The organism is Rhodococcus sp. DMU2021, from assembly GCF_019641445.1.
Taxonomy (GTDB): domain Bacteria; phylum Actinomycetota; class Actinomycetes; order Mycobacteriales; family Mycobacteriaceae; genus Rhodococcus; species Rhodococcus pyridinivorans.
This window is the reverse complement of sequence record NZ_JAIFKB010000001.1, coordinates 599,355-624,591: the sequence shown is the minus strand read 5'-3', so window position 1 is coordinate 624,591 and position 25,237 is coordinate 599,355. Positions and strand designations below refer to the sequence as shown.

The following is a 25,237-nucleotide window of genomic DNA, read 5'->3' as shown; positions in this document are numbered from 1 at the left end:
GGTCGCATTCGCGCACGAGGTGCTGGACATAGACTGCTCACCCATGTCCGGGAATCCCGCCTTCGACCACCTCATCCGGTCCTTGATCGCCGCGGTCGGCGGGCCCACATTCGACCGCGGCAGCCGTTACGCCGAGCGGGGCGCGGTCGTCGATTGCGGATTCGACGAGGACGATCTCGTCGGTTTCGGAAGAATCGCCGGCACACGGATGTATCAGGCCGTCGTTCAACTGCACCCCGGGCCACGGGGACTCGAGTACGAGCACGGCGAATGCTCGTGCCCGGTCGGCTACGACTGCAAGCACACCGTGGCGCTTCTTCTCACATTGCTTGCCCCGCAGGAGGATACGACCCCGAAGACGCCCTCGTGGGAGGCACCGTTCGAAGCGATGTTCGAGGACCACGAGACCGGTAACGGCGTGCCCCTTGCCCTGCAACTGGCGTTGACACAACGAGCACACGCTCCGGCGCCGATGCTCACCGCGCGGGTGCTGCGGCCCGGCCGCACGGGATGGGTGTCCGGCAACATCTCGTGGCAGAACCTGGCCTACACCTACGACGTGAACAAGCAGCATCAGCAGTTGCTGCTCGAATTCGCAGCGCTGGTACAGGCATCGACACGCAGTTACTACAGTTCCGCCTCGAGCACCGTCGACCTGTCCGCAGTGTCGCCGCGACTGTGGTCGCTGCTCGACGATGCCCGCCGCCTCGGGATCGAACTGCGCTACGCGAAGAAAAAGCACGGCGCGGTGCCGCCGCCGGGCGCCGCAGAGGTGCACGTCGACGTCGCAGATGTGGGTGACGGCCTGACCGTCACCCCAGCCCTGCACATCAGCGACGATTCGACCGGGGCCGCGGTCGCGTTCATCGGTGCCCCCGCCCACGGCGTCGTCTACCTCCCGTCCGGGGATCACGACGGCGGCGCGCCGGCAGATCTACCGTTCCGTCTCGCGCAACTCCGCAACCCCGTTGCCGCCGGCATGCAGCGACTGCTGCAGAGCGGCGGTGCGCTCACCGTGCCGGCAGATCAGGTGCCGCGGTTCGCGACCACCTACTACCCGCGTCTGCACCGAGCAGCGACCGTCACCTCCGTCGACGGCTCGTTCACGGCACCGACCGTGACGGAGCCGGCGCTGCTCCTGCACGTCGCGTTCCGCCCTCAGCATCGCGCCGATCTGCACTGGCAGTTCGTCTACACCGTCGGCGACGGCGAATATACGGTCGAGTTGTACGAACATCTCGGCGACACCGTCCGCGACCGCGACGTCGAGGACGCGCTGCTCACCGAGATCCGACCGGTGGTCGCCCCGTTCGGATTGGACAACTCCGTCGACCGGCAGCTGTTCTCCCGCGTCACCATCGTCGATCTCAACACCGCACGACTGGTATCCGAGGTGTTGCCACTACTGTCCGGCCGTGACGACGTGCAGGTGCGCGTCGAGGGCACCCCCGCCGACTACCGAGACGTCGGCGACAGCCTGCGCATCGGACTGTCCACCAAGGCCACCGCCGACTCCGACTGGTTCGATCTGGACATCACCATCGAACTCGACGGCACGACCATCCCGTTCCGCGAGGTGTTCACCGCACTCAGCGACGGGGCGGCGTATCTGATGCTGCCCGACGGGGCCTACCTGCCGCTGGACAAGCCCGAACTGCAGCAACTGCGCCGGCTCGTCGACGAAGCCCGCGCGCTGCACGAAGACGACGATCCGGATCGGTTGCAGCTGAGCCGATTCCAGGCCGGAATCTGGGAGGAATTGGCAGCGCTCGGTGTCGTCGACAAGCAGGCCGCGGCCTGGAAGAAACAGGTACAAGGACTTCTCGACGTGAAGGCCACAGCAAAGACCCGGGTGCCGAAGGCATTACAGGCGACGCTGCGGCCGTACCAGCTCGACGGATTCCGGTGGTTGACGTTCTTGTGGACGCACGGGCTCGGCGGAATCCTCGCCGACGACATGGGCCTCGGCAAGACCCTGCAGTCGCTTGCACTGATCTGCCACGCGCGCGCGAAGCGACCCGCGGATGCCCCGGTACTCATCGTCGCGCCGACCTCGGTGGTTCCGAACTGGGCTACCGAGGCACGGAGGTTCGCGCCGGATCTGAATGTCGTCGCGATCACCGAGACGTCGGGCAAACGCGGTGCGTCGCTGGGCGAACTGATCGACGGGATCGACGTCGCCGTCACGTCCTACACGTTGCTGCGCTTGGACATCGACGATTATCTCGAACGGGATTGGTCGATGTTGCTGCTCGACGAAGCCCAGTTCGTCAAGAACCACCGGGCGAAGGCGTATCAGTGCGTGCGGCAGATCGAGGCACCACTGAAGGTCGCAATCACCGGCACTCCGATGGAGAACAATCTGATGGAGTTGTGGTCGCTGCTGTCGATCACGGCGCCCGGCCTGTTCCCTCATCCGACGAAGTTTCAGGACTACTATCGCAAACCCATCGAGACAGGCAGCAACCCCGAACTGCTGGTGCAGTTGCGGCAGCGCATCAAACCGCTGATGTTGCGTCGCACGAAGGAACAGGTCGCCACCGACCTGCCGGAGAAACAGGAGCAGGTGCTCGAGGTGGAGCTCGCACCGAAACACCGTGCCCTCTACGACCGGCAGTTGCAGCGGGAGAGGCAGAAGATTCTCGGGCTCGTCGACGACCTCGACAGCAACCGCTTCACGATCCTGCGGTCGCTGACCTTGCTGCGGCAGATGAGTCTCGATCCGGCGCTGGTCGACGACGCGCACGGCACAGTCGGCTCCGCGAAGATCGATGCGCTGCTCGAACAGCTCGACGACGTGATCGCCGGCGGGCACCGGGCCTTGGTGTTCAGCCAGTTCACCGGGTTCTTCGACCGGGTCCGGACACGGCTCGACGCTGCCGGAATCGACTACCTGTATCTGGACGGCAAGACCCGCAAACGCGGAAAAGTGCTCGAGGACTTCAAGTCCGGGGTGGCGCCGGTGTTCCTCATCAGCCTCAAGGCCGGCGGGTTCGGCCTGAATCTGGTGGAAGCGGACTACTGTTTCCTGCTCGACCCGTGGTGGAACCCCGCGACCGAAGCGCAGGCCGTCGACCGTACCCACCGCATCGGGCAGACCCGCAACGTCATGGTGTACCGGCTGATCGCCCGCGACACCATCGAAGCGAAGGTGCGGGCGCTGCAATTGCGCAAGGCGGAGCTGTTCTCGTCGGTCGTCGACGACGGAGAGATGTTCTCGTCGGCCTTGACCGCCGACGACATCCGCGCACTGCTGGCGTAATCGCCCCGTGCGTGGTTGTGGTAACACCCGCTACCACAACCACGCACCGACGCCTCAGCGCAGGTTCACACCAAGCAGCGCGTCGACCGCGTCGGCGAACAGACCCGGCGCCGATGCGTCGTCTCCCCCGCGCTCGACGGCGAAGGTCGCCCACCCGTCGAGGGCATCGAGGGCCTTCGGGGTGTCGAGGTCGTCGGCGAGGTGCTGGCGCAGGCGCGCGACCGTGTCCTCGGCGGAGGCGGCCGACGGCAGCGCCGCCGCCTGCTTCCACAACGCCAGTCGCGCCGCGGCGGCGGCGAGGACCTCGGACGTCCACGGACGGTCGACGCGGTAGTGCCCCGACAACAGCCCGAGCCGGATGGCGGCGGGGTCGACGCCCTCACCGCGCAGCTTGGAGACGAACACCAGATTGCCGCGCGACTTCGACATCTTCTCGCCGTCGAGGCCGATCATGCCGGTGTGCACGTAGTGCCGGGCGAAACGCCGGTCGCCGGTGACGGCTTCGGCGTGCGCGGCGGAATACTCGTGGTGCGGGAAGATCAGGTCGCTGCCGCCGCCCTGCACGTCGAAGCCGGAGCCGATGCGGTTGAGGGCGATGGCCGCGCACTCGATGTGCCAGCCGGGGCGTCCGGCACCGAAGGGCGACGGCCAGGCCGGTTCGCCGGGACGCTCCGCGCGCCACAGCAGGGCGTCGAGCGGGTCGCGCTTGCCGGGGCGCTCCGGGTCGCCGCCGCGCTCGGCGAAGAACCGCATCATCGTGTCGTGGTCGTAGCCGGACTCGTAACCGAACTGCTCGGTGGCGTCGGTCCGGAAGTAGACATCCGGGTACTCGGCGTCGTCGACGATGTAGGCGGCACCGGAGGCGACGAGCTTCTCGACGAGTTCGACGACCTCGTTCACCGATTCGACGGCACCGATGTAGTCGCGCGGCGGCAGCACGCGCAGCGCCTCCATGTCCTCGCGGAACAGGGCCGTCTCGCGCATACCGAGGACGACCCAGTCCTCACCGTCGCGCTCGGCGCGTTCGAACAGCGGGTCGTCGACGTCGGTGACGTTCTGCACGTAGTGGACGTCGTGGCCGGCGTCGCGCCAGATGCGGTTGACCAGATCGAAGGTCAGGTAGGTGGCGGCGTGGCCGAGGTGCGTGGCGTCGTAGGGGGTGATGCCGCACACGTACATCGTCGCGGTGTCGCCCGAGGTGACCGGACGCACCGCTCGGTCCGCGGTGTCGAACAACCGCAACGGAGGCCCCTGACCGGGGACGGACGGGATCGCGACGTCGGACCAAGATTGCATGACTACGAGCCTAATGGAGTCGCGGGAGTGCTCCGCGCGGGCACCCGGGCGTGCGGTAGGCGAACGGCTGGGACGTCAGAAGGCGGGCCAGGGAATGCGCCGGTCGCCGCGCGGATGCGGCATCACGGGGTGTTCGAGCAAGCGGGTGATCCTGCGCTGCAGGGCACGCACCTCGATGGCGGTGATGTGCTCGCACAGCTCCTCGGCGAAGCCGCCGTCGAACCGGCGCAGCAGCTTGTCGAGGTCGGCGAGGAGGACCGGGTCGACCGGGTCGCCGCTCCACCCCCACAGCACGGTGCGCAGCTTGTCGTCCTGGTGCAGGCAGATGCCGTGATCGACGCCGTAGACGTGTCCGTCGAGACCTTCGAGGACGTGGCCTCCCTTGCGGTCGGCGTTGTTGAGGACGACGTCGAGCACCGCCATGCGCTGCAGGCGCGGATCGTCGGCGTGGACGAGCACCACCTCGGCGCCGTCCAGATCGCGGGCACGCAGGATCGGCAGCCACCCCTGCGCGACCGCACCGGCCGGGCACAGGTCCACCAGATCCAGGCGTTCCGTTCCGCCCTGCGCGGAGTCGACCGTGTCGATCCAGCGCTGCACCATGCCGGGACCGTACGGGCCGTCGCGCAGCACGGTGAGCGGGATGACGTCCCAGCCGAGCGCCTCGGAGATCAGGTACGAGGCGACCTCGCGTCCGGCGAGGGTGCCGTCGGGGAAGTCCCACAACGGCCGCTCCCCGCGGACGGGTTTGTAGACGCACCGCACCTCGGTGTCGCCGAGCTGCGCGTCGCACACGAGGGTCGCGTTGCTTGCGTGTGCGATCTGCCCGACGACGTCGAGGTCGCCGTCGGTCAGCACACTCCGCACGTCCGGCGCCGTCACGCGGTCAGCTTTCTTCCTCGCCGAACCACGCGGCCGGATCGAATCCGGGGGTACGCAGGTAACCGTTGGTGCGGACGCAGATGTGTCCGTCGGCGCCGATCGGTTCGCCGCACAGCGGGCAGGGCGCGCGCCCGGCCGAGACGACGAGTTCGGAGCGGGCCGCGAATTCGCGGGCCTGCACCGGTGTGAGGAATACCCGCACCGCGTCGGGACCTTCCTCGGTGTCGTCGAGCACCACGGACTCGTCGAGTTCGGTGTCGGTGACCGCGAGCAGCTCCACCACCACCGATCCGGCGTCGGCGTCCCAGCCCAGACCCATGGTGCCGACCCGGAACTCAGCCTCGATCGGTGTCACCAACGGGCTGACGTCGACCTCGGGGTCGTCGGGGATCACGGTGCCGAAGCGGCGCTGTACCTCTTCGAGCAACAGCCCCATCCGGTCGGCCAGGATCTGCACCTGCTGCTTCTCCAGAAGCACGCTCACTACACGGGACTCGTGCACGGCCTGCAGGTAGAACACCCGGTCGCCCGGTTCACCGACAGTGCCGGCGATGAACCGATCAGGTGTTCGAAACACGTGTATCGCGCGGGCCATCACACCTCCTCGAGTCCCCACACTCTGCCATGACGGACACTGCCATTATCCGCGTGCCGTCTCCTGTCGGTGCCCCCGCGGTGGGTCGCCGGGTTCCTCGACCGCGCCGGGCACTTCGCCGCCGGGCACGGACTTGGGTTCGGACGGCCCGGCAAGCCCGGACAGGTCCGAACCGGTGTCGTTCACGCGCAGCACGAACGGCCGGGTGTCGGTGTAGCGGACGACGCTGAGCGACGCCGGCTCGGCGACGATCCGCTGGAAGCTGTCGAGATGCGTCGCGAGCGCGTCGGCGAGGATCGACTTGATGACGTCGCCGTGGCTGCACGCGATCCACACGACGTCCTTGCCGTGCGCCTCGCGCAGACGCCGGTCGTGTTCGCGGATCGCAGCGACCGCGCGGGACTGCACCTGCGCGAGCCCTTCACCGTCCGGGAAGACCGCTGCGGAGGCGTGCTGCTGCACGACCGCCCACTGCGGTTCCTTGACCAGTTCCTTCAGTTCGCGTCCGGTCCACTGCCCGTAGTCGACCTCAGCGAGTCGCTCATCGACGACCGGTTCGAGTCCACGATCGGTCGCCAGCGGCTGCACTGTCTGCCGGCACCGCAGCAGCGGCGACCGCACGATCTCGGTGATCTCGAGCCCGGCCAACCGGGTGACGAGATTCTTCGCCTGGACGTGGCCGACCTCGTCGAGTTCGACACCGAGGGAACGACCGGCCAACACGTGCGAGGTGTTCGCCGTCGACCGTCCGTGCCGCAGCAGGATGACCGTCATGCGCCCAGCCTAGAGGTACCGCCTGTCGGCAGCCTCTCAGGTGGCGGAGACCACGCCGGTGGCGAGCAGTCCGAGCACGATCACGCCGAGGATCACGCGGTAGCCGACGAACCAGTACATCGAGTGGTTGACGACGAAGCGCAGCAACCAGGCGATCGCAGCGTAGCCGACCGCGAAGGCGATCACGGTCGCGACGAGCAGCTGCGCCCCCGAGGCATTGAGCCCCTCCCCGGCCGGTTCGAAGGCGTCCGGCAGGCTGAACAGACCGGAGGCGACGACGGCGGGGATGGCGAGCAGGAACGAGTATCGGGCGGCAGCCTCGCGGGTGAGCCCGAGGAACAGACCGGCGGAGATGGTGCCGCCGGAGCGGGACACGCCGGGGATCAGGGCCAGCGCCTGCGCCGAACCCATGATCAGCCCGTCCTTGAGGGTGAGCTGACTCACGTCGCGCCGCTGTTTGCCGAAGTACTCGGCAGCTGCGATGACGATCGAAAACACGATGAGCATGGTGGCGACGAGCCACAGATTGCGGGCGACGGTGCGGATGTCGTCCTTGAACAGCACGCCGAGGATGCCGATCGGGATGGTGCCGAGGATGACGTACCAGCCCATCTTGTAATCGTGGTCGGAGCGGTGCTCCTTGTGGAACAGGCCGCGGAACCAGGCCCGCAGGATCCGCCAGATGTCCCCGGCGAAGAACACCAGAACGGCGGCCTCGGTGCCCAACTGGGTGACTGCCGTGAAGGACGCGCCGGCGTCCTCTCCGAAGAAGATCTCCGAGACGATCCGCAGGTGGCCGGACGAGGAGATCGGCAGGAACTCCGTGAGGCCCTGCACGATGCCGAGGACGATCGTCTGCAGCCAGGTCATCGATTCGCCGATCATGCGGCGACCCCCGGCACGAAGGCTGCGGTGGGGACGGATCGGTGGTCGCGGATGCAGGGAGCAGTTCTCACTCGGCGAAGGGTACGTGGAACCCGACCGGTCGGCGCGCCGGACGCTGCCGCGCGCCTGTTGCGCATTAGGGTGCAGTACCAGGGTCGTGGCCGAGCGCGGCGACGTCCCGTCGTGTCGGGAGGAAACGCGGACGGTTATGGAATACAGGACAGTCGGTGCGAGCGGCCTGCGGGTTTCACGGCTCGGCCTGGGCACCTTGACGTGGGGTCGTGGAACGGACGGCGACGAGGCCGCAGCCCAGTTGTCGGCCTTCGTCGATGTGGGCGGCACGCTCGTCGACACCTCCCCTGCCTACGGGGACGGGGTCGCGCAACGGATCCTCGCCGAGCTGCTCGACGACGTGGTGCCCCGCGACCAGCTGGTGCTGTCGGGCAGCTCCGGCATCGACACCACCACACTCGGTTCCGGCCGCGTGGACTGCTCCCGCTCGGGCCTGCTCAACCAGCTCGACGCGACCCTGCGTGAACTCGGCACCGACCACCTCGACGTGTGGCAGGTTGCGACGTGGGATCCGCACACCCCCGTCGACGAGGTGATGGACGCCCTCGAATTCGCCGTCACCAGCGGGCGCGTGCGATACGTCGGGGTGCGCGGCTATCTCGGCTGGCAGCTCGCGACCGCCGCGGCCGCGGCCCGGCGCCCGGCGCCGCTGATCAGCACGCAGGTCGAGTACTCCCTGCTCGCCCGCGGCGTCGAGGACGAGTTGATCCCCGCCGCGGCCCACCACGGCGTGGGTGTGTTCGCGGCCGTGCCGCTCGCCGGCGGTGTGCTCACCGGTAAGTACCGGTCGGGGGTGCCGGCGGATTCGCGCGGCGCCGACGACGTGCACACCGAGGAAGTGCGCCGTTATCTCACCGAATCCGCGGTGCGCGTGGTCGACGCGGTCGCCACGGCCGCCGACGGGCTGGGCACCTCCCCGCTGGCCGTCGCGCTGGCGTGGGTGCGCGACCGACCGCACGTGGCCTCGACGCTCGTGGGTGCCCGGGATCTCGCGCAACTGACCGGAGTGCTGGTCGCGGAGGAGTTGGCGTTGCCGCCGGCGATCGCCGCGGCGCTCGACGACGTGAGCGCGTGATCTCCGCGACACCGCCCGCACCCTGCCCTTATCCGGAAGGTTAGGCTAGCCTGCCGAGTACATTCGGTACAGGCAATGTGAGGGGAGGTCGGTCGATGGCCACGACCGAAGTCGTCGGATTCGCCGAACGGATCCGGCTCGAGACCCAGCAGGCGCACAGTGACACCGAGAACTCGGTGTTCGTCTCGGAACTGCTCGGCGGCAAGCTGTCGACCGAGGCCCACGCCGCGCTCATCGCCCAGACCTGGTTCGTCTACGACAGCCTCGAGCGGATCGGCCGCAGCTACGCCGACGACCCGATCGCCGGTCCCTTCCTCAGCGACGAACTGCTCCGCACCGCCGCGCTCGAAGCCGACCTCGACTTCCTCGTCGGCCCCGACTGGCGCGACCGCATCACGCCGCTGCCCGCAACGGTCGCCTACGTCGACCGGCTCGTGCAGGTCGCGGCGGTGTCCCCGGAAGCCTTCCTCGCGCATCACTATCTGCGCTATCTCGGCGACCTGTCCGGCGGCCAGATCATCCGCCGCATGCTCGAACGCGCCTACGGCTACGAGCGCGACGGGTTGCGCTTCTACATCTTCGACGGGATCCCGAAGACCAAGCCGTTCAAGGACGCCTACCGCGCGAAGCTCGACGCCGCACCGCTCGACGGCGACCAGCAACAGACCGTCATCGACGAGGCGAACCTCGTGTACGGGCTCAACGGTGCCCTGTTCGCCGACCTCGCGCGCGATATCGACCGGTATCGGGTGCGTGCCTGACCGATGTTCCGTTCCCTCCTCCGCCTCCCGGTCGCGCTGATCGCAGTGCTGGGTGTCCTCCTCGTCGCCGCATGCAGCGCCCCCACCACCGACGGCACGACCGCCACCGACGTCGCGACCGGTCCGCGCACCGCCGTCGTCGATGCCGAACCCGAGCCGATCACCACCGACCCGGCACCCGCACTGCCGGCCACGGTGCGCGGCGTGGACGGGGTCGAGACCACGATCACCGACATCTCGCGGATCGTGGTGGCCGACCGCTCCGGCACCCTGGCGCAGACCGTGTACGCCCTCGGACTCGGCGACAAGCTCGTCGGCCGCTCCACCGCGTCCTTCCCCGCGATCCAGGACGTCCCCAACGTCACCCCCGGCGGGCACGGTCTCAACGCCGAGGCGATCCTCGCGTTGAACCCGACCGTCGTGCTCACCGACACCTCCATCGGTCCGCTGGCGGTGCAGGAACAGATCCGCGCGACCGGCGTGCCGGTGGTGTTCGTCGACCCTGAACGCTCCCTCGACACCGTCGCCGACGACATCGAGGCGGTCGCGGCCGCGCTCGGTGTGCCCGAGGCCGGCGCCGCGCTCGCGCAGCGGACGCTCGACGAGATCGCCGCGGCGAAGGACTCGATTCCCGCCGATCATCCCGAACCCACCGTCGCATTCCTCTATCTGCGCGGTTCGGCGATCAAGATGCTCGGCGGCCCCGGATCGGGGGCCGATGCGCTCGTCGCGGCCGCCGGTGGTCGCGACGCCGGCATCCTCGCCGGCCTGGACTCGCAGTTCGTGCCCATCACCAGTGAGGCGATGATCGCCTCGGCGCCCGACATCATCCTGGTGATGACGCACAGCCTCGACTCGGTGGGCGGGCCGGAGGGGCTCTCACAACTCCCGGGGGTCGCGCAGACCCCGGCCGGGAAGACGGGCACCATCGTGGACATGGACGATTCGACCCTCCTCAGCTTCGGTCCGCAGACCGGCAAGGTCCTGGCCGCTCTGGTGGAGGCGTTCTACCCGTCGGACCGGTCGTGATCACCGGATGTCCGTGAGCGGAGAAATCACCGAGGCCACCGGCCTTCCCGAGCGGGCACTGCGGAAGGCCGGACGGGGACGCACCACCGTCGTCCTCGTCGGTCTCGTCGTTGCCCTGCTCGCCCTGGCCGTCGCGTCGGCGTGCCTCGGACAGGTGCCCACGAGCCCGGCCGAGGTGGTCGGCAGTCTGCTGCACCACATCGGGTTGGACCTCGGCCCGATGCCCGCGCATCCCGCCGGGGAAGTGACCTTGTGGGAGGTGCGCTTCCCGCGCGTGGTGCTCGCGATGCTCGTCGGTGCCGCCCTCGGCTGTTCCGGGGCGCTGTTGCAGGGCATCTTCGCCAATCCCCTCGCCGAACCCGGCGTGATCGGTGTGTCCTCCGGCGCCGCCGTCGGCGCGTCGGCGGTGATCGTGCTCGGCGGCGCATTCACCACCGGCTGGGCGCTGGCCGGCGCCGCACTCGTCTCCGGTCTGATCACCACCGTGCTGGTCTACGCGCTGTCCCGATCGAACGGACGCACGGAAGTCGTCACGGTGATCCTCACCGGCGTCGCCGTCAACGCCGTCGCCGGCGGGCTCATCGCGTTCTTCACCTTCGTCGCCAGTCCCGCCGCCCGCGACCAGATCGTGTTCTGGCAGCTCGGCAGTCTCGGCGGAGCCACCTGGGAGATCGTCGCGGTGGTCGCGCCGCTGACCCTGGCCGGTGTGCTCGTTGCGGTCCTGCTCGCCCCGAAACTCGACCTGCTGGCGCTCGGCGAGAGCGTCGCCCGGCATCTGGGTGTGGACGTCGAACGCGTGCGGCAATTGTCGATCCTGGCGGTCGCCGTGCTGGTCAGCGGCGCCACCGCCTTCACCGGCATCATCATGTTCGTCGGCCTGGTCGTGCCGCACCTGATGCGCCTGGCTCTCGGCCCCGCCCACCGGGTGCTTGTCGTGGCGAGTGTGCTCGCCGGCGCGGTCGTCCTGCTCGCCGCCGACCTGGGGGCGCGCACGCTGGTCGAGAACGCCGACCTGCCGCTCGGCATGATCACCGCCCTCATCGGTGGCCCGGTCTTCTTCCTGATGCTGCGCCGCACCCGCGCGAAGCAGGGTGGATGGGCATGAGGCTGCTTCCCCGCTCCCTCGGAACCCCGGACGCGGCCGTCCCGGCCCGCTCGGCACCGGGCACCGCGACGATGCGCGCGGTGGCTGTGCGACTGCGGCGCGGAGAGCGGGAGATCCTGCACGGCGTCGACTTCGAAGTGCGCACCGGTGAGGTCGTCGCGCTCGTCGGCCCCAACGGGGCGGGCAAGTCCACCCTGCTCGCGGCGTTGTCCGGCGACCATCCGATCAGCGGCGGCACCGTCGAGGTCGAGGGCCGTGCCCTCGAGCGGTGGTCGTCGATCGCCCTGGCGCGCCGCCGCGCCGTGCTACCGCAGCAGCACACCGTCGGTTTCCCGTTCACCGCCCGGCAGGTCGTACGGATGGGACGGGCCGCGTGGGCGCGCACCCCCAGACAGGACGACGACGACCGCATCGTCGCCGAGGCGTTCGGGACCTGCGACGTCGCCCATCTGGCCGACCGGCCGTTCCCCGCGCTGTCCGGCGGTGAACGCGCCCGGGTGGCGCTCGCACGGGTGCTGGCCCAGGACACCGAGACACTGCTGCTCGACGAACCCACCGCGGCACTGGACCTCGGCCACCAGGAGGCGGTCATGCAGGTCGTGCGGGCCCGCGCCGACGACGGGCACGCCGTGGTCGTCGTGCTGCACGATCTCGGGCTGGCCGCCGCCTACGCCGACCGCGTCTGCGTGCTCGAACAGGGACGCATCGTCGCCGACGGCGCACCCGGCGACGTCCTCACCGAAGAGCTCCTCGGCCGCGTCTACCAGTACCCCGTGGCGATCGGCCGCCACCCCGAGACCGGCACCCCGCTCGTGTTGCCGCGACGTCCGAACCGCGACCGGTCCGCCTCGGCGCAGACCTGAGCAGCAGATCACATCCGGCCCGTCGGACGACCCACTGATTTCTTCCCCGCGACCGGCATCAGGAACACTGAAGGTCGGCGCGCCGGGCGCCGGAGCACGTCCGGCAGGTGCGAATCGAATCCGAGGACGAGGAGCAACGATGGGCAGAGCGGGGATCCGAGCGGTCACGATGGTGGGCGCGATCGCGATGGTCGTGCTGGCCGGCTGCTCGTCGGAGAGCACCCCGGACGTGCTGCAGACCATCGAACCCGCCACTCCTGCGGCCGCCCCCGAGGTCGGCCCGTCCCCTGCCGGCGACGTCCGTCCGCTCGACCTGCAGGTCGATGCGCTGGTCGTCGAACCGTCCACGGGTACCTTCGCCGCGCTCGTCGACGACGGAGCACGGGTCGCGTTGTTCGACGACACGGCGTTCGACGGTCCCGGGACGGAACCGCGCCTGGTGGGCTTGCCGTCGTCCGCCGCCACCGTCGTGACCGGCCCCGAGGGCAGTGTGCTCACCCCCGTGTCCGGGGCCGTGCTGCGCATCGACGTCGCCGAGGGCGCCATCACCGAGGTCCCGGTCGACGGCAATGCCACGTCGGCGGCCGTGCTGTCCGACGGCCGCTGGGCCGTGGGCACCGACAACGGCCGCGTGCTCGTCGTCGACCCCGAATCCGGCGAGGTGGCCACCACCGTCGGTGGCCTCGCCTCCGTCGACGCCCTCGCCGTCACCGGTGACGCCGTCGCGGCGCTCGACCGCCGGCAGACCTCCCTCACCGAGCTCGACCTCGCCGACGCCCATCTCGGGCCCGCGCTGCGTGCCGGCGAAGGTGCGACGCAGCTGACCACCGACCCCTTCGGACGCGTCGTGATCACCGACACCACCGGCGACGAACTGCTCGTCTACACCCTCGACGCGATCGTCCTGCGGCAGCGTTATCCCGTCGGGCCCGCCCCGTACGCTGTGACCTACGACGAGACGCGGGACCTGATCTGGGTGACTCTGACGGGCAGCAACGAGGTCGTGGGCTACGATCTTTCGACCGGGATCCCGCGAGAACGCCACCGCTTCGCAACGGTGCGGCAACCGAATTCGATCGCCGTCGATCCGGCCGATGCGGCACTGGTGATCGCGTCGGCAACCGGTGACGGACTGCAGCGGATCCCGATCGAAGGACAGTGATGGCGAACGAGCGACTCGGCCGGTTGACCCGGATGCCTGTCGGTTGGGACACCAGCAACGACGAATACGAATACGTGCCGCTCAAGCTGCCCCGGGACGTGTCCCGGGTGAGCGCGTCGATGCGTCTGGCGATCTCCGCCGAATTCCACGGCTGGGAACTCACCCGGGTGCGCCTGTATCCGGACGGGAGCCGGCGGGTGCTGCTGCGCCGCCGCAAGACCGCCCATCACGTCCCCGAACCCACCGTTGGTTGATAACAGATCCCGGACCGTCGTGGACCGGGCTTGCAGGGAGTAGTTCGTGTACCGCTATCTTCTTCGGCTCATGTTCCTGTTGCCGCCGGAACGAGCCCACCACCTCGCCTTCCTCGCGATGCGCTGGTCGACTCGCGTCGGGCCGCTGCGCGCCCTGGTGGCGAAGGTGCTCGTCACCGACGACCCCATCCTCCGCAACACCGTCTTCGGCGTGCAGTTCCCCACGCCGGTGGGCCTGGCGGCCGGTTTCGACAAGGACGCGACCGGTGTCGACGTGTGGGGTCCGCTCGGATTCGGGTTCGCCGAGATCGGCACCGTCACCGCCCAGGCACAGCCGGGCAATCCGCAGCCGCGACTGTTCCGCCTCCCCGAGGACCGGGCGATCGTGAACCGGATGGGATTCAACAACCACGGTGCCGGGGAGGCCGCCAATCGGCTCCGGCAACGCCGCCGCACCGTCCCCATCGGCGCGAACATCGGCAAGACGAAGGTCGTGCCGGCCGAGCAGGCCGCCGAGGACTACACCGAGAGCGCACGACTCCTCGGCCCGCTCGCCGACTTCGTGGTCGTCAACGTCTCCTCCCCCAACACCCCGGGCCTGCGGGATCTGCAGGCCGTCGAGTCGCTGCGCCCGATCCTCGCCGCGGTGCTGGACACCGTGACCGTGCCGGTGCTCGTGAAGATCGCCCCCGACCTGTCCGACGAGGACGTCGACGCGGTGGCCGACCTGGCACTCGAACTCGGGCTCGCCGGCATCGTCGCCACCAACACCACCATCCGCCGCGACGGGTTGAACACCCCGCAGAGCCGCATCGAGGAGATCGGCGCGGGCGGCCTGTCGGGCGCCCCGGTCGCCGAGCGCTCCCTCGAGGTGCTGCGCCGACTGCGCGTGCGGGTCGGCGATCGACTCACCCTGATCTCGGTGGGCGGCATCGAAACCCCGGAGCAGGCGTTCGAGCGCATCCTCGCCGGCGCGTCGCTGGTCCAGGGCTACACCGGCTTCATCTACGGCGGTCCGTTCTGGGCGCGGCGCATCAACCGCGGCATCGCCCGCAAGCTGCGCGCGCACGGCTACCGCTCCATCGCCGACGCGGTGGGCGCCACCGCACGGGTCTGACCTGCAACGGACGGGGCCCGGGTCGCATTCGACCCGGGCCCCGTCCGTCACGACCTGTCAGCGCACCTCGTAGGTGCCGGTCAGCAGACCGCGGGCGATGGCGTGCCCGAAGACGTTGAAGCCGAGGAAGGCCGGGCTCGACTCGGGCGTGACACCCTCGAGCGCCTCGACGTCGAGTGCGTGCACCGCGACGATGTAGCGATGGTGGCCGTGGCCGGCCGGCGGAGCGGCACCGATGAACCCGTGGGCTCCGCCGTCGTGGCGCAGCGTGACGGCCTGCTCCGGAAGAGCGTCCGAGTCGGCGCTACCCGCACCCGCCGGCAGCTCCGTGACCGAGGTGGGGATGTTCGCGACGGCCCAGTGCCAGAAACCCGACGCCGTGGGGGCGTCCGGATCGAACACCGTGACGACGAAGCTCTTCGTCTCGGCGGGGAAACCCGACCAGGACAGCTGCGGGGAGACGTCGCCGCCCCCGGGGATTCCGAACGCACCGCTGGCCTGCGGGAGTTTCCATTCCTCGCCCTCGGCGAAGTCCGCGCTGGTCACCTCGAAGGTGGGCAGCTCGGGCAGGAACTTGTACGGGTCGTAATCGAAAGCCATTCCGGTCCTTTCGTGACGGTTTCATGTGTTCTAGGCGTGCATGAGGAAGTGTTCCATGACCCGGGTGCCGAAGCGCAGTGCCTCGACGGGGACACGCTCGTCGACACCGTGGAACAGCGCGGCGAAGTCCAGATCGGGCGGCAACTTCAGCGGCGCGAAACCGAAGCAGCGGATGCCGAGCTTGGCGAACGCCTTGGCGTCGGTACCGGCCGAGAGCATGTACGGCACCGTCCGGCCGATCGGGTCGTGCGCGAGGATCGCGGCGTTCATCGCGTCGACGAGCTCGCCGTCGAAGGTGGTCTCGTACGGCTCGAGGCCGGTGATCCACTCTCTGGTGACATTGGGCCCGATCAGCTCGTCGACAGTGCGTTCGAACTCGGCGAGCCGGCCCGGCAGGATACGGCAGTCGACGACGGCGTGCGCGGTGCGCGGGATGACATTGGCCTTGTACCCGGCGTCGAGCATCGTGGGGTTCGCGGTGTCGCGCAGGGTCGCGCCCACGATGCGGGCGATCGACCCGAGCTTGGCGAGCGCCCCCTCGAGATCGGGCGAGGCCGGGTCGAAGTCCAGCCCGGTCTCCTCGCTCACGGCGGAGAGGAACTCGGCCACGGAATCGTTGACGACCAGAGGGAAGGTGTGGGATCCGAGCCGGGCCACCGCGCGGGAGAGGACGGTGACGGCGTTGTCCTCGTGCAGGAAGGAGCCGTGCCCGGCGACACCCGTGGCGGTCAGGCGCATCCAGCGCATGCCCTTCTCGGCCGTCTCGACCATGTACAGGCGACGTTCGGTGCCGTCGGGACGCGGCACGGTCAGGGAGAACCCGCCGACCTCCCCCACGGCCTCGGTCACGCCCTCGAACAGCTCGGGCCGGTGCTCGACCAGCCACTGCGAACCGAACTTGCCTCCGGCCTCCTCGTCGGCGACGAACGCGAACACCAGATCGCGCGGGGGCACGATGTTCTCGACCTTGAAGTAGCGGGCGACGGCGATCATCATGCCGACCATGTCCTTCATGTCGACCGCGCCGCGTCCCCACACGTAACCGTTCTCGACGGCCCCGGAGAACGGGTGCACGCTCCAGTCCGCGGCCTCAGCCGGCACAACGTCGAGGTGGCCGTGGAGCATGAGGGCACCGCGGCTCGGGTCGGAGCCGGGCAGCCGCGCGAAGACGTTGCCGCGGCCCGGCGCTCCGGATTCGACGTAGGTCGTCTCGTAGCCGACCTCCTCGAGCACGGAGGCGACCCACTCGGCGCATTCGCGTTCGCCGCGGGTAGTGGTGGGTTCGCCGGTGTTCGAGGTGTCGAACCGGATGAGGCGGGAGACGAGGTCGACGACCTCCTCCTCCGCCCGGGACGGCTGGTGGGCGCTCGTGTCAATGGCCATGGCCGTATGTCTACCACCGCCCGTCCGCCATCTCGACAGTTCGGATCACCGCAGGTGGAGGTGGCGATTTGGGACCGTGGGCGTGGTGGGTTACTCTTTCACAGCGCCCACGACGAGTGGGCGCGAGCACCAGGTCCGAGTGGCGGAATGGCAGACGCGCTAGCTTGAGGTGCTAGTGTCCTATTAACGGACGTGGGGGTTCAAGTCCCCCCTCGGACACTCTGAGTCGAGACAGACGACGAAGGCCCCGAACATCATGTTCGGGGCCTTCGTCGTTGTCGGGAGAAGATCGAGCGGGCGACAACCGATACCGCATTCGTCATCCGCTGCGGCAACGTGCTGTAGCGGATGACGAACAAGCGAGCGGATCCACGCGAGGCGCGTCGAGTACCGCGAGCGCGCCTGAAGTGCCGTTTTGGGGATCGGACGCCCCATGCGCTACTGTTTCTTCAGCGCCCGCGGGAGCGGGTTCTACCGACATGCCCCGTGTGGGCGTCGGTCCGAGTGGCGGAATGGCAGACGCGCTAGCTTGAGGTGCTAGTGTCCTATTAACGGACGTGGGGGTTCAAGTCCCCCCTCGGACACTCCGAAACCCGAAGGCCCCGAACCGATATCGGTTCGGGGCCTTCGGTCCGTCCGGGGTCGGCGCGAGCAGACCCTCAGTCCCGGCGGCCCTTGCGGAAGTAACGGATCGGGCCGAAGAAGTTCACCGCGATGGTCAGCGCCCAGCGCAGCTTGCTGCCGTTGATCTTGTCGGCCGGTCGCCTCGCCAGATCGGCCCAGGCCGCGACGGCGAGCGACAACTGCACCACCGCGAGCAGGACCACCAGCACCTGCTGGGGGCGGCTCAGTTCGGCGAACTTCTTCTTGGACAAGGGGGAGCTCGGGCTCATCGTTCCTCCGGTACCTGCACGGGAATTCGGACACGATCATCCTGCCCGATACGATCGGGCGTACAGCAGCACACGGAAAAAGGCAGATGAACCCCCACAGCGACACCACCGCCGAACCCGCCACCGACGGCTTCACCCGCATCGACCCCGACGATCTGGCCACCTGTCTGCGGGTGCTCGACCAGGCAGCGGGTCTCGACGCCGAACATCCCGACGCGATCGCCGTGCAGCGGGCCGTGGGGCACATGTTCAAGAAGTTCAAGCGGCTGCGCCGCAACGAGGCCCGCAAGCAGCGCGTCGACGCCGACCGTCAGGTGCTGTCCGCGACCGCCACCGCCTCCCCCACCCGCATCGACGACGAGACCGCCGGACTCCCGCTGGCGTCGTCGACTCGCGGTGCAAGCGCGGGAACGCTGCTGCGTCCGCGGCACTGCTACATCTGCAAGGACAAGTACACCCGCGTCGACGCCTTCTATCACCAGTTGTGCCCGACGTGCGCCGAGGAGAACCACGCAAAACGCGACGCGCGCACCGATCTGCGGGGCCGTCGCGCCCTGCTCACCGGCGGTCGCGCCAAGATCGGCATGTACATCGCATTGCGGTTGCTGCGCGACGGCGCGCACACCACCGTCACCACGCGGTTCCCCAACGACGCGATCCGCCGCTTCACCGCGATGGAGGACAGCGGCGACTGGCTGCACCGGCTGCGCATCGTCGGCATCGACCTGCGTGATCCCGCCCAGGTGGTCGCCCTCGCCGACGATGTGGCCGCGCAGGGTCCGCTGGACATCCTCATCAACAACGCCGCGCAGACGGTGCGCCGCTCCCCCGGTGCCTACTCGGCGCTGGCCGAGGCGGAGGCCGATCCGCTGCCCGCCGGTCCGCGCCCCGAGGTCCTGACCTTCGGCAAGCCCTCGGACGCCCATCCGGCTGCTCTGGCCGGGTCGCTGCCGGCCGAGTTGTCGGCGCACTCGTTGACCTCGCTGGCACTGGTGGCCGGATCGGCGACACCCGAGCGGGTCGCGGCCGGCGTCGCCGTCGACGCCGGTGGCCTGCTGCCGGATCTCGTGCACACCAACAGCTGGGTCCAGACCGTCGGCGAGGTCGAGCCGCTGGAACTGCTCGAGGTGCAGCTGTGCAACTCGGTGGCGCCGTTCATCCTCGTCAACCGTCTGCGTCCGGCGCTCGCCGCGTCCCCGGCCCGCCGCAAGTACGTCGTGAACGTCTCCGCGATGGAAGGGCAGTTCGGGGGTCGCCGCTACAAGGGCGCCGGGCATCCGCACACCAACATGGCCAAGGCCGCGCTGAACATGCTCACCCGCACCAGCGCCGAGGAGATGCTCACCGACGGCATCCTCATGACCGCCGTCGACACCGGGTGGATCACCGACGAACGGCCGCACCACACCAAGATGCGGCTGGCCGAGGAGGGATTCCACGCCCCGCTCGATCTCGTCGACGGTGCCGCCCGTGTCTACGACCCGATCGTCCAGGGCGAGGCCGGCACGGACCTGTACGGATGCTTCCTCAAGGACTTCCGCCCGGCACCCTGGTGATCCGGACCCGGTGATTTGGGGAGACCGGTTCCACACCGTGGATCGTGGCCCACTCTCCGGGCCGCGGCGATAATGGATAACGTCCCCGCAGGCTCGCACGAGGAGAGTCATGACTGTCGCTGTCGTTCACGCCGATACCCCCGAAGGCCGGATCGCTCTGCAGGCCGCGGTGCGGGAGGCCGCCGACCGGCAGCAGTCGCTGGTGGTGCTCCACCCGCTTGACGAACCCGACGAGGTGGAAGGCGTGCGGGCACAGGTGAGCGAGGTGGCCGGTACCGACGGCTGGGAGTTGCTCTCGGCCGTCCACGACGGCGATCCGGTCGGCACGACCGTCGAACTGCTTGCGCGCAGCGGCGCCGAACGCGTGGTCATCGGCAGCCGCGGGCGCACCGCGACCGGCAAGTTCCTCGTCGAGCGGGCGGTGCAGCGGCTGATCACCGAGTCGTCGGTGCCGGTGCTCGTCATCAAGGCCGGCTGAGGCGCCGCCCGCCCTCCGGCAACCGCGTTCGTTCCGAGGCCGTTCGTTCTACCCTGGGCACATGGCGTTCCGGGTGGTCGCCGACCTCACGGCCTTCGTGCATCTGCTCTTCGTGCTCTACGTCGCGTTCGGTGGTTTCCTCGCGTGGCGGTGGCCCCGCACGATCGTCGCGCACGTCGTCGCGGTGGTGTGGGGAGCGGCCTCGGTGGCCGTGGGGTTCGACTGCCCGCTGACCGCGGTGGAGAACTGGGCACGCCGCGAGGCCGGCCAGGAAGGTCTGCCGCCGAGCGGATTCATCGATCACTACCTCACCGGGGTGATCTACCCGGAGTCCGCGCTCGGCGCGGTCCGCGCCCTCGCCGCGCTCGCCGTACTCATCTCGTGGGTGGTGCTGTGGCGCCGGATCCGTGTGACGAAGGTCGCCCCCGAGACTTACTCCTGAGTAGGGTGAGGGGCATGACTGTCTCCCGGGATCTCGACATCGTTATCTACGGCGCCACCGGCTTCGTCGGGCGCCTCACCGCCGCCTATCTCGCCGAGAACCTCCCCGACGGCGTCGCCGTCGGACTCGCAGGACGTTCACGCACCAAACTCGAGAAGCTCGCCGCCGACCTCGGAACCGACTGGCGGCTGATCGAGGCGAACGCCGACGATCCCGCCTCGCTGACCGCGCTCGCCGAGTCCACCCGCGTGGTGATCACGACCGTCGGTCCCTACGCCACGTACGGGCTGCCGCTCGTGCAGGCGTGCGCCGAGGCCGGCACCGACTACGTCGACCTCACCGGCGAGGTGCTCTTCCACCGCGAGAGCATCGACCGCTTCGACGACGTGGCCCGGCGCACCGGCGCCCGCATAGTCCACTCGTGCGGTTTCGACTCCGTCCCGTCCGACCTCGGCGTCCATGCGCTCTACCGCGCCGCGGAGGCCGACGGCAACCTGCCGCTCACCGACACGACCTTCGTGCTCGGCTCCTTCCGCGGCGGGGTGAGCGGCGGAACCATCGATTCGCTCCGGCAACAGCTCGACGCGGTCCGCAAGGATGCCGCCGCACGGAAGATCGCCGCGCGCCCGTACTCGCTGTCCCCCGATCGGGCTCGGGAACCCGATCTCGGTCGCCAGAACGACTTCGCGTTCGTCGACGGCAAATCCGTGGCGCCGGAGATTTCGGGGCGGCTCGCACCGTTCGTGATGGCCTCCTACAACACCCGCATCGTGCGACGCAGCAACGCGTTGCGCGACTGGGCCTACGGACGCCGGTTCCGCTACCGGGAGGTGATGAGTGTCGGCTCCTCACCGCTCTCCCCCGTCCTCGCCGGGCTCGTCGGACTCGGCACGGGAGCCCTCGCCGCCGGCCTGTCGTTCCCGCCCACGCGGTTCGTCCTCGACAAGCTCCTGCCCGCGCCCGGTGAGGGACCGTCGGAGGAGACCCGCGAGAACGGTTACTTCACGGTGGATCTGTACGCTTCGACCGAATCGGGAGCTCGCTACACCGCGCGGTTCTCCGCGCAGGGCGACCCAGGTTACAAGGCCACGGCCGTGATGCTCGGCGAGTCCGCCCTCTCGCTCGCCCTCGGCGGCGCGGCCCTGCACGCCGGTGGCGGTGTCCTCACCCCCGCGGTGGCCTTCGGGGACGTGCTGACCGAACGGCTCCGCACGGCCGGTTTCGAGATCTCCGCGCGCCGCCTCGGCTGACCTCGCCTCCGGCGCGCCCGATCGGCGCGCCGGGCCCGCCGAGTGTGGCTCCGTCGCTTCGACGGGCTATGCTCGACCGGACCGAACGATCCGCGCGCGGAACGAGACCTGAGGACGTGACCATGGCTGCGACGAGTACCGAGATGGCTCCGGCCGCTCGTCTCGCGCTCATGCCGTTCTGGCCGACCCGTCGCGGCGCCTGCTTCGATTGTCTGTGTTGCACCCGGGAGTGTTGCTGAGCGCTTCGCCGCTCGTCCAACTTTTCGGGTTCTTCCAGCTTTCGGAGCCAACGCATGTTCAATCTGCTCATCTTCACGCTCGTCGGTGTCGGCGCACAGCTCGTCGACGGCGCACTCGGCATGGCCTTCGGTGTCACCGCGACCACCCTGCTGCTGTTCAGCGGTGTCGGTCCGGCGCACGCGAGCGCCGCCGTGCACCTCGCCGAGGTCGGAACCACCCTCGTCTCCGGTGCCTCGCACTGGCGGTTCCGCAACATCGACTGGAAGGTCGTGCTGCGACTCGGTGTTCCCGGTGCCATCGGCGCCTTCCTCGGCGCGACCGTGCTGTCGGGACTGTCCACCGAGGCCGCCGAACCGGTGACCGCCGGAATCCTGCTGGCCATCGGCGTATACGTCGCGTTGCGCTTCTCGGTACGACCCCCTGCGGTCGCCCACGCCCGCACCTCCCCGCACACCGCGAAATTCCTGTCGCCTCTGGGCTTCTTCGGCGGCTTCATCGACGCGAGCGGCGGTGGCGGCTGGGGACCGATCACCACCAGCACCCTGCTCTCCCGCGGTAAGACGGCACCGCGCACCGTGATCGGTTCGGTGAGCGCGTCGGAGTTCCTCGTCGCGGTCGCGGCGAGCGTCGGCTTCCTGTTCGGGCTCGGCCACGACTCCCTCGGCAATCTCGTGATCGTCGCCGGTCTCGCGCTCGGCGGTGCCCTCGCGGCGCCGGTCGCGGCCTGGCTGGTCAGCCGCGTCCCTGCGACGCTGCTCGGTACCGGCGTCGGCGGTGTCATCGTGCTGACCAACGCGCACAAGCTCGCCAAGACTGTCGACCTCTCCGGCGCGGCGCTGGCGGTGCTCTACCTCGCCATCGTCGCTGCGTGGCTCACGCTGCTGATCGTGTCCTGGAAGCGTTCGCGCCTCACCCCCGCGGAGAAGAGCGGTTCGCTCGAACCGCTGGCGCAGCCGACACCGGCGGCACTGCTCGAAGGTACCGACGCGACGCCTCTCCCCGGGGCCCGTCCGGAGCCTCGGTAGGTGCCCGGACACAACGAAACTCGCCTGAATTCCACCACGTCACCACGGACTCCCGACGGGGCCTGATATCGCGGTTATGCCCGCGTGCGGTGGTGCTTCCCGATCCCGCCATCGAAGCGGCCGGCGGATTCGCGCACAGCATGCCGATCGACATGGCCCGGCACCGCCTTCACCGCGGCCGGCGTCGAACTCCCCCAGGCCTGCGTGTCGATCACCGTCGGCGGCCGCGATGCCGCGATGGTCCTCGATCCGGCAGTGCCGTGGCGGTCGCCAAGCAGCTTCTCGGGCTGTAACGCACGGTGTCGCAGCCCTCGACCGCCCGGGCAGAACCAAGATCACGTACAACTCGTACGGACGCTACGATGCGCCGTGGGAATCTGCCCCGATACGCCGTCGCATCCGCGACCCTCGCCGGCGCCCTGCTCCTCGGAGCGTGCTCCTCCGGCGACGACGCCACCTCCGACACCGCCTCGGACGCCGACTCCGCAGCCTCCGACACCACCACCTTCGACGCCGACACCGTCAGCGAACCGACCGGCCTCGGCAGCGACATCCTCGCCCGCTTCGACTCGTGCGACGATGTCGCGCCCGCCGTCGCCCCCTACATCGAGCGGCACTGAGCCTGCGCTCCTCGAGCGGCGTGGACGAGTACAGCGTCTACTGCGCATGGGAGACCCCGGACAGCGTCACCAACCTCGACGAGATCCGGTCGGTGGAGATCGTCCTGCCACCGGGATCCGGCAACGTCCCGTCGGCGAGCGACCTCGAAACCGGCGGTCTCGAACTACTCCCCGACGCACGACGCGTAGATCGCCACCGGGACGACGAGAATCCCTGCCGCCGAAGCGCACACGGCGACCATGGCGAACACTGCGAAGGTGTAGAGACCGACCACCCATGGCGGGTCCGCAGCACGCTCGACCGCCGGTGCGGCCGCAACGCGACGATGTAGGTGAGCTGTCCCCCAACCATGAGACTCCCAGTGCCACAAGCGCGCCCACGACCAGCCGGTCGCGCGGTGCGGACGTGACGAGAACGAGTCCGAGCGCGAGCAGCGACATGAGGAACCACTGCGAAACGTCGGTGAACGCCGAATCGGGCGCGAGAACCCGAAAACGAGATGAGCCGCCGCGACGATCGCGAACGCACCGAGAACGGTGACGGCGATCGTGCGGCGGCTCACGGGATCAGGAGTCCTCGCCGGACGTTCCGGGGTCGTGCACCCCGTCGAAGGCGTCGAGCAGGCGTTGCGCGGCGAGTGCGGCGGTCAGCGAACCGTCGCGCACCCCGGCCTCGACGTCCTTGCGGATCGCCCGCACGCGCGGGGAGGTCTCGAGACGACGCAACAGCTGGTCGTGCACCATCGTCCACGTCCAGTCCACCTGCTGACGGCGCCGGTTCTCGTCGAACATGCCCGCCTCGGTGAGCACTTTCTTGTGCTCGAGCACGGTATCCCAGAAGGTGTCCAGACCATTGCCGGTCATGCCGCTCATGGTGATCACCGGTGGCTTCCAGATCGCGTCGTGCGGATGCACCATGCGCATCGCGCCGGCGAGTTCGCGGGCGGCGACCCGCGCGTCGCGTTCGAACTCCCCGTCGGCCTTGTTGACGGCAACGAGGTCGGCGAGTTCGAGCACGCCCTTCTTGATGCCCTGCAGCTGGTCGCCGGTGCGGGCCAAGGTCAGGAAGCAGAAGGTGTCGACCATGTTCGCGACGGTCACCTCGGACTGTCCGACACCGACGGTCTCGACGAGGATCACGTCGAAACCGGCAGCCTCGAGCAGCACCATCGTCTCGCGGGTGGCCTTCGCGACCCCGCCGAGCGTGCCGGCCGAGGGCGACGGGCGGATGTAGGCGTCCCGCTGCACTGCGAGCCGCGCCATCCGTGTCTTGTCGCCGAGGATCGAACCACCCGTGCGGGTCGACGACGGGTCGACGGCCAGCACCGCGACCCGATGCCCCTGCTCGAGCAGATGCATGCCGAGCGCGTCGATGAAGGTCGACTTGCCGACACCGGGCACACCGGTGATACCGACACGAATCGCGTTGCCCGCGTTGGGAAGCAGGCGCAGCAGCAACTGCTGCGCCCGCTCCCGATGGTCGTCGCGGGTCGACTCGACCAACGTGATGGCCCGCGCGAGGCCGGCCCGCTCGTTGGCGAGCACGGCCTCGGCGAGGGCGTCGACGTCGATCTGCCGTCGGCGGGTCTGCGCGGCGCCGACCGAGGAGTCGCTCATG

Annotated in this window: 25 protein-coding genes and 2 tRNA genes; 18 read left to right on the top strand and 9 right to left on the bottom strand. The window is 69.3% G+C overall.

Annotated elements, in window-relative coordinates; translation table 11 throughout:
* Positions 1-43 precede the first annotated feature (43 nt).
* Complete coding sequence (locus K3M35_RS02895; RefSeq protein ID WP_220665942.1) at positions 44-3,262, top strand: DEAD/DEAH box helicase; 3,219 nt, start codon at positions 44-46, stop codon at positions 3,260-3,262.
* Between the two features lie 54 nt (positions 3,263-3,316).
* On the opposite strand, the gene mshC is transcribed toward K3M35_RS02895, so the two are convergent.
* The 5 genes from mshC to K3M35_RS02870 form a co-directional block, all read right to left on the bottom strand.
* Positions 3,317-4,558: a cysteine--1-D-myo-inosityl 2-amino-2-deoxy-alpha-D-glucopyranoside ligase gene (gene mshC, locus K3M35_RS02890; RefSeq protein WP_094980507.1), complete on the bottom strand. Its 1,242-nt coding sequence runs from the start codon at positions 4,556-4,558 to the stop codon at positions 3,317-3,319.
* 75 nt (positions 4,559-4,633) lie between these two features.
* Positions 4,634-5,440, bottom strand: coding sequence for an SCO1664 family protein (locus K3M35_RS02885; RefSeq protein WP_060654473.1), 807 nt, complete (start codon positions 5,438-5,440; stop codon positions 4,634-4,636).
* Positions 5,441-5,444: 4 nt separating this feature from the next.
* The gene (locus tag K3M35_RS02880; RefSeq protein WP_006551966.1) at positions 5,445-6,035 is read right to left on the bottom strand and encodes a DUF3090 domain-containing protein; all 591 of its coding nucleotides are present in this window, start codon (positions 6,033-6,035) and stop codon (positions 5,445-5,447) included.
* 45 nt (positions 6,036-6,080) lie between these two features.
* The gene (locus K3M35_RS02875) at positions 6,081-6,809 is read right to left on the bottom strand and encodes a histidine phosphatase family protein (protein WP_039587189.1); all 729 of its coding nucleotides are present in this window, start codon (positions 6,807-6,809) and stop codon (positions 6,081-6,083) included.
* Between the two features lie 36 nt (positions 6,810-6,845).
* Positions 6,846-7,691 (bottom strand): undecaprenyl-diphosphate phosphatase, encoded by an 846-nt coding sequence (locus K3M35_RS02870; RefSeq protein WP_174556291.1) that lies wholly within the window; start codon positions 7,689-7,691, stop codon positions 6,846-6,848.
* A 211-nt stretch (positions 7,692-7,902) separates the two neighbouring features.
* On the opposite strand from K3M35_RS02870, the gene K3M35_RS02865 reads away from it, so the two are divergent.
* From K3M35_RS02865 to K3M35_RS02830, 8 genes are all read left to right on the top strand, one after another.
* Positions 7,903-8,841, top strand: a complete 939-nt coding sequence (locus K3M35_RS02865; protein ID WP_006551962.1) for an aldo/keto reductase — start codon at positions 7,903-7,905, stop codon at positions 8,839-8,841.
* Between the two features lie 95 nt (positions 8,842-8,936).
* A complete protein-coding gene (locus K3M35_RS02860; RefSeq protein WP_094980508.1) occupies positions 8,937-9,602 on the top strand; it encodes a heme oxygenase (biliverdin-producing) in 666 nt (221 codons plus the stop codon).
* 3 nt (positions 9,603-9,605) lie between these two features.
* Entirely contained in the window at positions 9,606-10,631 is a 1,026-nt protein-coding gene (locus K3M35_RS02855; RefSeq protein ID WP_200360088.1) for a hemin ABC transporter substrate-binding protein, read from the top strand.
* A gap of 7 nt (positions 10,632-10,638) precedes the next feature.
* Positions 10,639-11,736, top strand: a complete 1,098-nt coding sequence (locus tag K3M35_RS02850; RefSeq protein WP_220665941.1) for an iron ABC transporter permease — start codon at positions 10,639-10,641, stop codon at positions 11,734-11,736.
* The gene (locus K3M35_RS02845) at positions 11,727-12,599 is read left to right on the top strand and encodes a heme ABC transporter ATP-binding protein (RefSeq protein WP_033096648.1); all 873 of its coding nucleotides are present in this window, start codon (positions 11,727-11,729) and stop codon (positions 12,597-12,599) included. The genes K3M35_RS02850 and K3M35_RS02845 overlap by 10 nt, the downstream gene beginning before the upstream one ends.
* Positions 12,600-12,738: 139 nt before the next feature.
* Positions 12,739-13,761 (top strand): lipoprotein, encoded by a 1,023-nt coding sequence (locus K3M35_RS02840; protein WP_033096647.1) that lies wholly within the window; start codon positions 12,739-12,741, stop codon positions 13,759-13,761.
* Positions 13,761-14,015: a DUF5703 family protein gene (locus K3M35_RS02835; protein WP_006551956.1), complete on the top strand. Its 255-nt coding sequence runs from the start codon at positions 13,761-13,763 to the stop codon at positions 14,013-14,015. Before K3M35_RS02840 ends, K3M35_RS02835 begins: the two co-directional genes overlap by 1 nt.
* A gap of 46 nt (positions 14,016-14,061) precedes the next feature.
* Positions 14,062-15,132: a quinone-dependent dihydroorotate dehydrogenase gene (locus tag K3M35_RS02830; RefSeq protein WP_220665940.1), complete on the top strand. Its 1,071-nt coding sequence runs from the start codon at positions 14,062-14,064 to the stop codon at positions 15,130-15,132.
* Between the two features lie 57 nt (positions 15,133-15,189).
* Here K3M35_RS02830 and K3M35_RS02825 read toward each other — a convergent pair whose 3' ends face one another.
* On the bottom strand, positions 15,190-15,732 hold the full coding sequence (locus K3M35_RS02825) for a YbhB/YbcL family Raf kinase inhibitor-like protein (RefSeq protein ID WP_006551954.1): 543 nt from the start codon (positions 15,730-15,732) through the stop codon (positions 15,190-15,192).
* 30 nt (positions 15,733-15,762) lie between these two features.
* Complete coding sequence (locus K3M35_RS02820) at positions 15,763-17,115, bottom strand: M20/M25/M40 family metallo-hydrolase (RefSeq protein WP_006551951.1); 1,353 nt, start codon at positions 17,113-17,115, stop codon at positions 15,763-15,765.
* A 133-nt stretch (positions 17,116-17,248) separates the two neighbouring features.
* Here K3M35_RS02820 and K3M35_RS02815 point away from each other — a divergent pair.
* Positions 17,249-17,334 (top strand) — tRNA-Leu (locus K3M35_RS02815).
* A 279-nt stretch (positions 17,335-17,613) separates the two neighbouring features.
* A tRNA-Leu gene (locus K3M35_RS02810) sits at positions 17,614-17,699 on the top strand.
* Between the two features lie 75 nt (positions 17,700-17,774).
* On the opposite strand, the gene K3M35_RS02805 is transcribed toward K3M35_RS02810, so the two are convergent.
* Complete coding sequence (locus K3M35_RS02805; protein ID WP_033096644.1) at positions 17,775-18,008, bottom strand: PLDc N-terminal domain-containing protein; 234 nt, start codon at positions 18,006-18,008, stop codon at positions 17,775-17,777.
* Positions 18,009-18,094: 86 nt separating this feature from the next.
* On the opposite strand from K3M35_RS02805, the gene K3M35_RS02800 reads away from it, so the two are divergent.
* The 7 genes from K3M35_RS02800 to K3M35_RS25990 all read left to right on the top strand — a co-directional run bounded on the left by K3M35_RS02800 (position 18,095) and on the right by K3M35_RS25990 (position 23,951).
* Positions 18,095-19,564 (top strand): SDR family oxidoreductase, encoded by a 1,470-nt coding sequence (locus K3M35_RS02800; RefSeq protein WP_006551546.1) that lies wholly within the window; start codon positions 18,095-18,097, stop codon positions 19,562-19,564.
* Positions 19,565-19,673: 109 nt separating this feature from the next.
* Positions 19,674-20,042, top strand: a complete 369-nt coding sequence (locus K3M35_RS02795; RefSeq protein WP_006551545.1) for a universal stress protein — start codon at positions 19,674-19,676, stop codon at positions 20,040-20,042.
* Positions 20,043-20,103: 61 nt separating this feature from the next.
* Entirely contained in the window at positions 20,104-20,484 is a 381-nt protein-coding gene (locus K3M35_RS02790; protein WP_006551544.1) for a DUF2784 domain-containing protein, read from the top strand.
* A 14-nt stretch (positions 20,485-20,498) separates the two neighbouring features.
* Positions 20,499-21,734: a trans-acting enoyl reductase family protein gene (locus K3M35_RS02785; RefSeq protein ID WP_033096643.1), complete on the top strand. Its 1,236-nt coding sequence runs from the start codon at positions 20,499-20,501 to the stop codon at positions 21,732-21,734.
* A 293-nt stretch (positions 21,735-22,027) separates the two neighbouring features.
* Entirely contained in the window at positions 22,028-22,999 is a 972-nt protein-coding gene (locus K3M35_RS02780) for a sulfite exporter TauE/SafE family protein (RefSeq protein ID WP_232512301.1), read from the top strand.
* Positions 23,000-23,361: 362 nt separating this feature from the next.
* Entirely contained in the window at positions 23,362-23,619 is a 258-nt protein-coding gene (locus tag K3M35_RS25995) for a hypothetical protein (protein WP_024100846.1), read from the top strand.
* A 20-nt stretch (positions 23,620-23,639) separates the two neighbouring features.
* Positions 23,640-23,951: a hypothetical protein gene (locus K3M35_RS25990; protein WP_232512303.1), complete on the top strand. Its 312-nt coding sequence runs from the start codon at positions 23,640-23,642 to the stop codon at positions 23,949-23,951.
* 235 nt (positions 23,952-24,186) lie between these two features.
* On the opposite strand, the gene meaB is transcribed toward K3M35_RS25990, so the two are convergent.
* Complete coding sequence (gene meaB / locus K3M35_RS02770) at positions 24,187-25,236, bottom strand: methylmalonyl Co-A mutase-associated GTPase MeaB (protein WP_006551539.1); 1,050 nt, start codon at positions 25,234-25,236, stop codon at positions 24,187-24,189.
* Between the last annotated feature and the right edge of the window lies 1 nt (position 25,237).